The 12412-nt window shown below is 29.9% G+C and carries 11 protein-coding genes; 6 read left to right on the top strand and 5 right to left on the bottom strand.

Translation table 11 applies throughout. From position 1 onward, the window contains the following. Positions 1-4 precede the first annotated feature (4 nt). From BUA86_RS15175 to BUA86_RS15165, 3 genes are read right to left on the bottom strand one after another with little or no spacing between them, the layout of a single operon-like run. Positions 5-745: an MIP/aquaporin family protein gene (locus BUA86_RS15175; protein ID WP_072934000.1), complete on the bottom strand. Its 741-nt coding sequence runs from the start codon at positions 743-745 to the stop codon at positions 5-7. Between the two features lie 26 nt (positions 746-771). Further along, positions 772-2274 (bottom strand): glycerol kinase GlpK, encoded by a 1503-nt coding sequence (gene glpK, locus BUA86_RS15170; protein ID WP_072933999.1) that lies wholly within the window; start codon positions 2272-2274, stop codon positions 772-774. Positions 2275-2330: 56 nt separating this feature from the next. Continuing rightward, positions 2331-3890 (bottom strand): glycerol-3-phosphate dehydrogenase/oxidase, encoded by a 1560-nt coding sequence (locus BUA86_RS15165; protein WP_072933998.1) that lies wholly within the window; start codon positions 3888-3890, stop codon positions 2331-2333. Positions 3891-4024: 134 nt separating this feature from the next. Here BUA86_RS15165 and BUA86_RS15160 point away from each other — a divergent pair, with 134 nt between their 5' ends. After that, on the top strand, positions 4025-4801 hold the full coding sequence (locus tag BUA86_RS15160) for a DeoR/GlpR family DNA-binding transcription regulator (RefSeq protein WP_072933997.1): 777 nt from the start codon (positions 4025-4027) through the stop codon (positions 4799-4801). Between the two features lie 71 nt (positions 4802-4872). Here the strand turns inward: BUA86_RS15160 and BUA86_RS15155 are convergent, their stop codons facing one another. After that, entirely contained in the window at positions 4873-5481 is a 609-nt protein-coding gene (locus BUA86_RS15155; RefSeq protein ID WP_072933996.1) for a DUF4126 domain-containing protein, read from the bottom strand. Between the two features lie 382 nt (positions 5482-5863). On the opposite strand from BUA86_RS15155, the gene udk reads away from it, so the two are divergent. The 5 genes from udk (at position 5864) to BUA86_RS15130 (ending at position 11786) form a co-directional block, all read left to right on the top strand. Then, positions 5864-6493, top strand: a complete 630-nt coding sequence (gene udk, locus BUA86_RS15150) for a uridine kinase (RefSeq protein ID WP_083580403.1) — start codon at positions 5864-5866, stop codon at positions 6491-6493. After that, positions 6490-6879 (top strand): FtsB family cell division protein, encoded by a 390-nt coding sequence (locus BUA86_RS15145; protein ID WP_083580400.1) that lies wholly within the window; start codon positions 6490-6492, stop codon positions 6877-6879. The genes udk and BUA86_RS15145 overlap by 4 nt, the downstream gene beginning before the upstream one ends. Then, positions 6872-8146 (top strand): methylmalonyl-CoA mutase family protein, encoded by a 1275-nt coding sequence (locus BUA86_RS15140; protein WP_072934039.1) that lies wholly within the window; start codon positions 6872-6874, stop codon positions 8144-8146. Before BUA86_RS15145 ends, BUA86_RS15140 begins: the two co-directional genes overlap by 8 nt. A gap of 200 nt (positions 8147-8346) precedes the next feature. After that, positions 8347-9513: an RsmD family RNA methyltransferase gene (locus BUA86_RS15135; RefSeq protein WP_072933995.1), complete on the top strand. Its 1167-nt coding sequence runs from the start codon at positions 8347-8349 to the stop codon at positions 9511-9513. A 62-nt stretch (positions 9514-9575) separates the two neighbouring features. Beyond that, positions 9576-11786, top strand: coding sequence for an FUSC family membrane protein (locus BUA86_RS15130; protein ID WP_072933994.1), 2211 nt, complete (start codon positions 9576-9578; stop codon positions 11784-11786). A gap of 84 nt (positions 11787-11870) precedes the next feature. On the opposite strand, the gene BUA86_RS15125 is transcribed toward BUA86_RS15130, so the two are convergent. Further along, positions 11871-12263: a heavy-metal-associated domain-containing protein gene (locus BUA86_RS15125; protein WP_072933993.1), complete on the bottom strand. Its 393-nt coding sequence runs from the start codon at positions 12261-12263 to the stop codon at positions 11871-11873. Positions 12264-12412 lie beyond the last annotated feature (149 nt).

Raw genomic sequence — 12412 nt, 5'->3', positions numbered from 1 at the left:
TGGTTTAATTTGAAAGAAAATTAAATAATAGTGCAGCAATTATAGCTCCTAAAAGTGGTCCTACAATTGGCACCCAAGCATACCCCCAATTACTACTTCCTTTACCTTTCATTGGTAAAATAGCATGCATTATTCTTGGTCCAAAATCACGCGCAGGGTTAATAGCATAACCAGTTGTTCCTCCTAAAGACAATCCAATAGACCAAACAATAAAAGCAACAGGTAAAGCACCTACAGAACCTAAACCAATTTTCACTTCTTCTGTACCAGCTGTACCAGAAGCACCAGCAAAATAAAATACACAGAATACTAAAACAAACGTTCCTAAAATTTCCGATAATACATTTCTAAAAGCATTCGGAATTGCTGCTCCTGTTGAGAAAACTCCTAACTGAGCTCCTGGATCATCTGACGTTGCATCAAAATGATCTTTATACATTGCCCAATTTAAGAAAGCTCCTATCATAGCTCCTAATAATTGCGCTAATACAAACATGGGTACATTTGCCCAATCAAATTTATTTGCGAGTGCCAAACCTACTGTAACAGCAGGATTTAAATGAGCACCACTAACAGGTCCTGCAATTACAACACCAGCAAAAACTGCTAATGCCCAACCTGTAGTTATAACAATCCAACCAGAACCATTTCCTAAAGATTTTTTTAGCGAAACGTTAGAGCACACTCCTCCCCCTAATAAGATAAGAACGGCAGTTCCTATTAATTCAGCTGTAAATTCATTCATAATGTTTATTTTTTGTGGTTAATATTTTAATCTTCGATCCAATTTTGTGTTCTCGAAACTGCTTTTTTCCAGAATTTTAATAAATCTTCTCTTTTTTCATCTTCCATTTCATTAGAGAATTTTCTATCTTCTTTCCATTGAACTTTAATTTCTTCAATATCTTTCCAGTAACCTACCGCTAATCCTGCTAAATAAGCAGCTCCTAAAGATGTTGTTTCTAAAACTTTTGGACGAATTACATCATTTTGAATTAAATCTGATTGAAATTGCATTAGGACATTATTAGCACAAGCACCACCATCAACTCTTAATTCTTTAATTTCTGCGTTGATGTCAGATTCCATACTCTTAATTAAATCATTTACCTGAAATGCAATTCCTTGAATAGCCGCTTTTGCAATATGTGCTTTTGTTGTACCACGTGTAATTCCGAAGATTGCTCCACGTGCATATTGATCCCAATATGGCGCACCTAATCCTGTTAATGCAGGTACAAAATAAACACCTCCGTTATCTTCTACAGAAGCTGATAACTCTTCACTTTCTGGCGCAGAAGAAATTATTTTTAAACCATCTCTTAACCATTGAATAACAGCTCCACCAACGAATACTGAACCTTCTAATGCATAAGTTGTTTTTCCATTAATTTTCCATCCAACAGTAGTTAATAAGTTATTTTTAGAAAAAACTGGTTTATCTCCAATATTCATTAATAAGAAACAACCTGTACCATATGTATTTTTTGCCATTCCTTCTTCAACACACATCTGTCCAAAAAGTGCAGCTTGCTGATCTCCTGCAATACCTGCAATGGGAATTTTAGTTGAAAATAATGTTGTAGAAGTTTCTCCATAGATCTCACTACTTTCCTTAACTTCTGGTAACATAGATTTTGGGATTTGGAATAACTCTAATAATTCATCATCCCATTCCATTGTATTGATGTTAAAAATTAATGTTCTAGAAGCATTAGAAACATCTGTAATGTGCATTTTTCCTCTTGTAAATTTCCATACAAGCCAACTATCTACAGTACCAAAACAAAGTTTTCCTGCTTCTGCCTTTTCTCTTGCACCTTCTACATTATCTAAAATCCATTTTATTTTAGTTGCACAGAAATATGAATCAATAACAAGACCTGTTTTTTCTAAAATTTTATCTGTATACCCTTCTTCTTTTAAAGAATCACAATATTTAGAAGTTCTTCTATCTTGCCAAACAATAGCATTATAAATAGGATTTCCTGTTTCTCTATCCCAAACAATTGTTGTCTCTCTTTGATTTGTAATTCCTATCGCTGCGATATTTGTCCCATTTAAATCAGATTTAGCAACAGACTCTGCTGCAACTGATGATTGTGTAGACCAAATTTCATTCGGATCGTGCTCTACCCAACCTGGTTTAGGGAATATCTGTTCAAAATCTTTTTGAGAAACTGCTACAATTTCTCCATCATGATTATAAATTATCGCTCTAGAACTTGTTGTTCCTTGATCTAATGCAAGGATAAATTTTTCTTGTGTTTCCATTTTGTGGTTTTAAATGAGAATAATAATTAAATTTTGAGATAGTAGAGATGCTTATATTAAAATTGATAAATCTTAGCTAATTCTTTAAAATCAGCGACTTCTTGATTAACCCAAGATTCATCTTTACCCAACTCCTTCGCCATTACAGTAGCAACTTTTTCTGCAACTGCTACAGCTCCATGTGCATCGAGTAACAATAATCTAATACGTCTTGCTAAAACATCTTCTAACTTTAATGCCATTTCTTTGCGTACAGCAAAAACAACACATGCATAAGTATATTCGTATTGAGGTAATAACTTTTCTGCAAGTTCTGGTTTTTCATTTTCTAGCTTTAATATTTCTGCTCTATCAGAACCATAGAAATATAAATCTTCGTTATGATTAACCGTAGCATCGTAACCATGTATATGAAGTTCTTCTGTTTTACATGGTTTGTTTGGAAGTTTATTTAACTCAATTACTTTATCAATTGTATCTTGAGCCATTCTTCTAAATGTAGTCCATTTTCCTCCTATGATTGTTATCAAATCACTATCAGAAACAATAATTTTATGACTACGAGATATTTCTTTTGTATTTTTCCCTTCTCCTTGAGGAGCAGCCAAAGGTCTTAATCCAGCAAATATTGCTAACACATCGTCCTTGGTTGGTTTCTTTGTAAGGTATTGTTGTGCTGTCGTTAAAATAAAGTCTATTTCTTCGTCTAAAGCTCTTGGCTCTAATTCAGCATGATCTCTTAATGTATCCGTTGTTCCTAAAATCAATTTATCGTGCCAAGGAACAGCAAACAATACACGTCCATCACTTGTTTTAGGAATCATTAAAGCATTTTCTCCTGGTAAAAAACTTCTATCAATTGTAATATGAACTCCTTGACTTGGTTTTACCATATGTGGAGCTCCTGGTTTATCTAATTGTAATACATTATCAGCATAAACACCAGTAGCGTTAATCACTACTTTCGCACGAATTTCAATTACATCATCCGATTCCATTGTTTTAATTTTTACTCCAGAAACTTTCCCTTTTTCATCCTTAAGTAAACCAACAACTTTAGTGTAATTTAAAACACATGCCCCGTTTTCTACAGCAGTTTGCGCAACATTTAATGCTAATCTAGCATCATCAAATTGCCCATCCTGATAAACAACTCCTCCTTTTAAACCATTTGGTTTCACAGTAGGAAGCATTTCTAATGTATTTTTTGAATTAACGTATCTAGATTTTCCTAAACTTAATTTACCTGCTAGGAAATCATAAAATTTAAGACCAACTGTATATAATATATTATCGAAATAAGTATAATTAGGTATTACAAAAGATGTATTTCTTGTAAGGTGCGGTGCATTTTTTAATAAAAGACCTCTTTCGTGACAAGCTTCTTTTACTAAGCTCAAATCTCCTTGCGCCATATACCTTACACCTCCGTGTAATAATTTAGTCGCCTTACTCGAAGTACCTTTTGCAAAATCTGCTTGTTCAACTAAAAGCGTTTTATACCCTCTAGTTGCTGCATCCATTACACACCCAAGACCAGTTGCTCCTCCTCCAATCACAACCACATCCCAATCTTCTGACAATTTTACCTGATTTAATAAAAAACTTCTTACCATAATTATATGTTTCGTAATCAAAAATAATAAAAAATAATTAATTAAAAATAAAAAGAAACATTTTTATTGTATTTAATACAACAATAAAAAACAAAAAGTTTCTTAAATTTGAAATACTTTAAAAGTTAATTATCATGATACATGTAGAAACAATGGCGCAAAGACATAATTACATTTTAAATGAATTAGAGAAAAATGATATGTTAAAAGTTTCTGATCTAACGAAAAAATTAAATGTGTCTATTGTCACAATCAGAAAAGATCTTAAAACGCTAGAAAACAAAAATTTAATATACAGAACACATGGATTAATTTATAAATCTAATCCCTATACCCAAGATATTAATGTATCTGAAAAAAGTCTTATTAATGCAGAACAAAAGAAAGAAATAGGAAAATATGCAGCTACATTAATAGAACCTAATGATGCTATTTTAATTGCTTCGGGAACTACTGTTCTACATTTTGCCAATGCTATTAATGTTACCTCTGGAAAGTTAACCGTTGTTACTTCTGCTATGAATGTTGCTTTAGCATTAAGTGGAAAAGCAAATGTAGAAGTTATTCAACTTGGTGGAGTTGTACGTCCTAACTCTAGTTCTGTAGTTGGACCTTATGCAGAAGAAATCCTTAAAAATCTTTCATTTTCTAAATTGTTTATTGGTGTAGATGGTGTAGATGAAAACTACGGCTGTTCGACATCTAACCTACTAGAAGCCAATTTAAATAACTCTATGATTAAAGCAGCACAAAAAACGATTGTGTTGACTGATAGTAGTAAATTTGGAAAAAAGGGATTTGGTAAAATTTGCGATTTAAATGAAGTAGATTATATTATTACGGATAAAAATATTACAGAAAAATCTAGAAATGCTATTGATAATCTTGGAATAGAACTTACAATTGTGTAAGTTTCTTTTAGTTTCTATTAATTTCTTTTCTCATAAAAAAAGCGTTACAATTTGTAACGCTTTTTTTATTTTTATTGTGATGATTCTAATTGTAAATCTATTTGTCTTCGTCTAACACTCTTAAATGCTCTGTAGCAAACATACAAAACAAATAAAACTAATATAAATGCTAATGGAGCAAATACAAAAGCTGCAATTGTTAATAAAATTGAACTAAATGTTTCTCCTGTATTTACTAAGAAATTTCCTGCTCCTGCTGTCGTAGTTGTTGAAACAGCTCTTGCTGCTGCGGTTGTACCACTTATTGTAGCTGCTGTTCCTCCTCCTGCAATTATTGCTAATGTCCAAGTTGCAACCTCATTCATTTCTGGTAAAGTGACACCAACAGCAAATGTTCCTGCAATTGCAGCTAACGGAATAGCTATTGTATCTAATGTATTGTCGATAATTGGAATGTAATACGCTCCTACTTCTACCAACATCGCAACAGAAAGTGTAATTAATGTTGATGTATTTCCAATCCACATCCAACTCTCATCAATGTTAATATAGTTGCCTCCTAACTTTGCAGCTAAGCTGAGCACAAATAGGGGTAAAAACACTCTAAATCCTGATGCAGCCGCCAATCCTATTCCTAGAAAAAGGGCAAACAGGGTGTTTAATGATAATAATTCGTTCATTTTTTTGTCTTAATTATGGTTTTGATTAAATAAATATACTAAATAAAAAAATTATAATTAGGGATTTTTTTCTTTCCTTTGCACTCGATTAATAAAGCCTAAGTACTGAAAAGTACTTTTTTTGTGTCAAAAAATTACAGATGTTTAAGAAATATTTAAATAATAAATTAAACAAAGAATCAATCTTAATACAGATTGTTGATACACTATTTTTATTAAACCGCCCAACCATCAACTCTACATATAAATTACACGAATTTGTCAAGTTTCATTCATATTTTATTTTAAATTCTGAAAGGAAAATTTTATCTTTAAAGAAATTTTAATGTTTGATCTTGCAATGGACACAGAAAACGAAATTAAAAATCATAATATAACAAAAATGCTAGTAATTGGAATTGCAGGAGGTACAGGTTCAGGAAAAACAACTGTTGTTAATAATATTTTAAGAGATCTTAATGCAGAAAGTGTAATTGTTATTTCTCAAGATAATTATTACAAAGATCACCTGGATTTATCTTTTGAAGAACGTTCTAAAATAAATTTTGATCACCCAAGATCAATAGATTTTGAATTATTAAAAGAACATGTTGCAGCACTTAAAAGTGGTAACTCTGTAGAGCAACCTGTTTATTCATTTATTACGCATAGCCGCAAAGAGGAAACTATTTTAACACATCCACAAAGTGTAATTATAGTAGAAGGTATTTTGGTTTTAACAGATGCAGAGTTACGCGATTTATTCGACGTAAAAATATTTGTACATGCAGATTCTGATGAAAGATTAATTCGTCGTGTACGTCGTGACATACAAGAACGTGGTCGTGATTTAGATGAAGTTTTAACGCGTTATCAAAAAACATTAAAACCAATGCACCAACAGTTTATAGAACCGTCTAAAAACTATGCTGACATTATTATTCCAAATATGAAAAAGAAGAATTCTGTTGCTATTAAGGTTTTAACTACTGTAATTAAAGAAAAATTAAATTCACAAACTGCTATACAATGAAAAAACAGTCGGAAGAAATAATCGATGAAGAATTAACGCCAGCTATTCCAAAGAAAAAAATAAAGGATACGAGAGTATTTAAATTTGTTTGGAATCGTTATTTTATTTTAACAGTTGCGTTTCTTGTTTGGATGTTTTTTTTCGACCAAAATTCATTTTTTGTTCACCGTGAGTTAGATAAACAAATTCGTCTTTTAGAAAATGACGAAGAATACTTTCAGGAAAATTTGGATAGAGAGACTGAAAAACTAAATCAGTTAAATAATAATCCAGCAGAAATTGAAAGAATTGCCAGAGAACAACATTTCTTAAAAAAGGATGATGAAGATATATTTATCATCCAAGAAGAAAAAGTTGAAAAACCACAAAACAAAAAAAATGAGTAAACTATTTGATAATTTTGAATCGATTTCTGAAAAAGAATGGAAAAATAAAGTTCAAGTAGAATTAAAAGGTTTAGAATACAACGAAACTTTACTTTGGGGAACAAATGATAAAATCAATGTTAAACCATTGTATACTAAAAATGATGTAGACTACTCCTCTATTCAACCTTTGCCACGAAAGGCTAAAGATTGGAAAATCATTTCTAAATATACCGAAAATACAAATCAAGATTATAGCTTTTTATACGGTTATTTAATTGAAGAAAATCAAATAAAAACCTCTACAAGTCTTCCTAATTACTTAGATTTATTTATAAAGTACAATGACTTTAGTAATTTAGAGACGATAAATAATCTTCCAAATCTAAAATATTTAGATTTAGACGTATATGGTTATTTAGCACAAAATGGTTTGTGGTTAAATGAAAATGAAAAAGGTTCTAAGGAAATCGTAAAAAAGGCTTTAGAATTAGATAATTTCGACAAAGTTATATCAATTCAAGGAGATATCTACCAGAACGCTGGTGCTAATCATGTACAACAAATCGCGATTACACTTGCGCATGCAGTAGAATATTTAGAAAATTTTGGTGCTGATATTGCCGATAAAATTTATTTTAAATTTTCTGTTGGAAGTAATTATTTCTTTGAGGTTGCTAAATTAAGAGCATTTCGTTTTTTATGGCAATTAATTTTAGAACAATACAACAAAGAAAGCGAGGCTTTTATTTTTACATCAACATCTAACCGAAATAAATCTAAATTAGACATTTACAACAATGTTATTAGAACTACTTTAGAAGCTTCTTCTGCTATTTTTGGAGCAAGTGATGCCTTGTTTGTAGAATCATACGACAAAGTTAATAACGAAACTGATTTTGGTTTAGAATTAGCAGCTAAACAACAATTGTTATTACAACAAGAATCTTATTTAAATCAGTTTTCTGATCCTGCTGCTGGTTCTTATTACATAGAAAGTTTAACGAATCAATTAGCTGAAAAAGCATTAGAGTTATTCAAAACAATTCAAAATTTTGGAGGCTTTGTAAAAGCATTAGAGAATGAAACAATTCAGGATTTAATATATACAACAGCTAAAAAAGAACAGAAAGATTTTGATGAAAAATCATTGAAATTAATTGGTGTTAATCAGTTCCGAAATCCTGCTGATGAGATTGAAAAGAAATCGAAAGAGAAGATTGTAAAGCATGTTCTTTTTCTTCCTATCGTTCCTACTCGATTAGCAGAAAAAGAAGAGAAAAAATAAGCTACTCTAAGTTGTCCATTTCAGAAAAAATTTGGTATTCATTTTTGTAACCTCAATTTCTATGATAATTTATGGTTGTGCAAAACCATTCCAATTTTCAAATTTTATTAAATACTTCGAAACGGTTATCTTTTCATAAGATATTAGGCTCTTTTATGAATAAATAAAGCTAATTTTGCAAAAAATAAATTGCTTTAAAATTGAATATTGCCGTTTTAACAAAAGAATTTCAGGATTATTTAAAAAGTATTGAACAAGAAGATTTTAAATCTATCAGTTTAAAAAAATCTCCTTTTCCAGAAATAAGCTCAACCGAAATTGCACAACAATTAAAAGGTTTACAAGTATCTAAACATAAGTTCCCTACTCTTTATGCTAAAGAGAATATTTATTTTCCTCCTTCTATTAATTTAGAACAGGCAAGTTCTGAGGCTACAGCAACTTATAAAGCGAGTTTAGTAAAAGGAAAATCTTTAATTGATTTAACTGCTGGTTTAGGTATTGATACTTTGGCTTTTTCAAAAAGTTTTGAAAAAGTTTATCACATCGAACAAAATGAAATATTAAGCGAAATTGTAAAACATAATTCTTCTATATTATCACCTAATTTAGAAACTTATAATGGTACATTTCAATCTTTTTTCGAAGAAAATCCTACTCAGAAATTTGATGTCATTTATCTAGATCCTGCAAGAAGAAATTCCAGTGGAAGAAAGTTTATTTTAGAAGATTTAGAACCAAATATTTTAGAATGGATTCCTATTTTCTTTGAAAAATCTGATAAGATTATAATTAAGCTTTCGCCTTTATTAGACATTTCATCTACTTTACAGCAGATTAAAGAAATTTCTGAAATACATATTGTTGCTCTAAAAAATGAAGTAAAAGATTTTTTATTGATTTTAGAAAAAGGCAAGGAAACAAAAAATCCTTTTATAAAGGCTGTTAATCTAGAAAATAATCAAACAGATTTTAGTTTCTATTTTGAGGAAGAACAGAATACAGACGCAAAATACGGAACAGTTTCTAATTATATCTATGAGCCGAATGTTGCGATTTTAAAAACAGGAGCTTTTAAATTATTAACTCAGAAATTTGATTTGTTTAAACTTCATCAGAATACTCATTTATATTCATCAGATGAAATTATCGAAAATTTTCCTGGAAAAATTTATAAGGTTGAAGAACATATTAAAAATCCGAAAAAAGAAATTTTAAAAACGAAAGCGAATCTTTTAGTTAAGAATTTTAACCAACCAATTGATATTATCAAGAAGAAATTTAAAATTATAGACGGAGGCGAAACAACTTTAATTTTTACACAAAGTATAGAAGGTTTTCACACCTTAAAAACTTCTAGAATATAATTGATTGATGAAAAAGAAAGCTTAAATTTATAACACAACTATAATTGACCAAAATAATTACATTGAATATAAAGAATCAAATAGAAAATTTTATTTACGGAGAGGCACTTGCTGATGGTTTAAAAACATCTTTAGCTATTATAATTCCGCCTCTTGTTGCAGTAATCTTTGGGGAACTATATATTGGTGTCACAATAAGTTTAGGTGCGGTTTTAGCTCACATGACAGACACTCCAGGACCTTTTAAAGAGAGAAGAAATTTTCTGTGGCTTTCTGTTATCTTAATTTTCTTTATCTCCTATTTTACCAAACTTATTAATGATTTACCTATTTTTCTAGGAATTTCTTTAGTCGTTATTGTCTTCTTTTCTAATATTTTAGCTGTTTGGGGACAACGAGCAAGTGCTTTGGGAATGGTTGTTATGATGTCCATGGTAATGAATATGAGTAATTTAAAAGCTGAATTTAGTTCTTTTGAAGTTGCTTTTTATATTACTGTTGGTGCAGCTTGGTACAGTATATTTAGTTTATCTATTAGTACATTTAGACCTTATCGCTTGGCGCAACAAAACTTAGCAGATACGATGATTCATATTTCTGAGTACATAAGAATTAAAGCTTCTATGTTTGATAAGGATTCTAATTATGATGAGATTATAAAGAAATTGATTGATGAGCATGTTGTAATAAATGAAAAACAAAACATAGTTAGAGAACTTGTTTTTACTAATAAGCGATTAGTAAAAGATCAGACCCCTATTGGGCGCTCTATTGTTTTTATTTTTTCTGATTTAGTAGACATCTTCGAAAATGTAACGGCAACACAATACGATCATCAAAGAATACGTAAAGATTACGGTGATACAAAAGCAATTCGTAAGATTTATAACATGATGAATAAGATTGCGCATGAATTAAAAATGATTGCGTACCATATTAATTCTGATAAAAAGCCTAAGAAACCTACTTTTGATTTTGAAGTTGAATTAAAGAAAATTGATGATGCGATTAAAGAGCTTTATGCAGAAGGAAAAAAGCCACTTGTTTTAACCAAAATATTTATTAATCTTAAACAAATTGTTTACAAAATAGAGTTTATTCATAAGTTTTTCTATGATGACTCCTTTACCGAGAAGAAAAAAAATCCATTGGATCACGTTAAACAATTTGAGCCAACTGTAAATTATTCTTGGAGAAGAATGAAAGATCATTTTAATTTAAAATCTTCTTTTTTTAGACATGCATTACGTTCGTCTATTGTAATGTTATTGGCTTATGGTGTTACATTTATTATTCCGATGACTTACCATAGTTATTGGATTTTAATGACTGTAGTTGTAATCTTAAAACCTGGTTTTAGCGTAACTAAAAACCGTAATTACCAGCGTTTAAAAGGAACAATTTCTGGTGGTTTAGTTGGTTTACTAATTTTGTTAGTTATACCTCAGCACAGTATAAGATTTGTTATAATGTTAGTATTTATGTTATTGGCTTATACATTTATACGACAAAAATATGCGGTTGGAACTTTTTTCTTAACAGCATATATTCTTATAGCCTTTAGTTTTTATTCTTTAAAAGATTCTATTTATATCATTCAAGAACGTTTTATAGATACATTAGTTGGTGGTTTTATGGCTTTTATATCATGTTATATTATTTTTCCTACTTGGGAAAAAAATAGTATGAATGAGTATATACAAAAGGCGTTAATTGCTGATTATGAATTTATATTTCTTATTTTTAAGAAATTAGCGGATAATGAAGTTTCAACAACAGATTATAAAATTGCTCGTAAAGATATTTTTATTGCAATGGCTAATATTAATTCTGTCTTTCAGAGAATTATTTCCGAACCTAAGGACAAACAACACCACGCGAAAGAGTTAAATAAATTTACCATATTCAATCAATCTTTTGTTTCTTATTCTTTTGGATTAGTAAAAATCTTAAAAAAGAATAATTCGGTTATTTTAACTTCTGAGCATATCCGTTTAATAAAAAAGACATTGCAATTATTATTGCAAAACATAAGATTATACGGTCCATATGAAACTGAAAATCTTTTAAAAACAATTGATTTTACAGAAACAACTGTCATTTTTTCTGCAATAGAAACAGAGGAATTACAAAATGATTCTGAATTAATAGAAGATTTATTAGAGTATTTATACGAGATTACTACAGACTTTACGAAAGTTGGAAATGTCTTTGTGAAACAAGAAATAGTTATTCAGAAAGAAGAAGAAAAAGAACAGGAAGCTGTTGCTTAAAAATAGGAAGATACAAATTCGTCTATTTGACTGGAAAAAAAACAGTAGTAATCTTATGACTACTACTGTATAATTTATTTCTTATTAATGATGAGAATGCTCTTCTTTTTTTGGATTCGCTTCTGTTACATGCTCCCCTTCTGCTTCATCTCTTTCATACAAACAACAAGAGTGTAAACTTTTGTATACTTTTTCTGTTGCTTTTTTATCATTTGTATCATGTCCTACAGCTACAATTGCATCTTCTACAGCTGCTAAATCATTCTTTTTTTCGTTTAATACAATATTTAAATTATGTGTATTTTCGTCCCATGTAGCGACTTTAACACCTTTAACACTGTATGCTGCATTTTCTATTCTTTCCTTGCATTGACCACAATTTCCTTTTACATGTAAGTTGTGTTTTGCATTTTTATTCTGTGCTTGTGCACTAATTCCTAAAGTTGCTACTAAAGCAAACGCTAATATTTTTTTCATTTTTCTATTTTTTTATGTTTTTATGTTTTTATGTTTTTAAGGCACAACTTAATTCTTAATTCTTAATTCTTAATTCTTAATTCTTAATTCTTAATTCTTAATTCTTAATTCTTAATTCTTAATTCTTAATTCTTAATTCTTAATTCTTA

This window comes from Chishuiella changwenlii (assembly GCF_900142565.1).
Classification (GTDB): Bacteria; Bacteroidota; Bacteroidia; order Flavobacteriales; family Weeksellaceae; genus Empedobacter; species Empedobacter changwenlii.
Note: the sequence above shows the minus strand (reverse complement) of the source record. Positions and strands in the feature narration are given on the sequence as shown.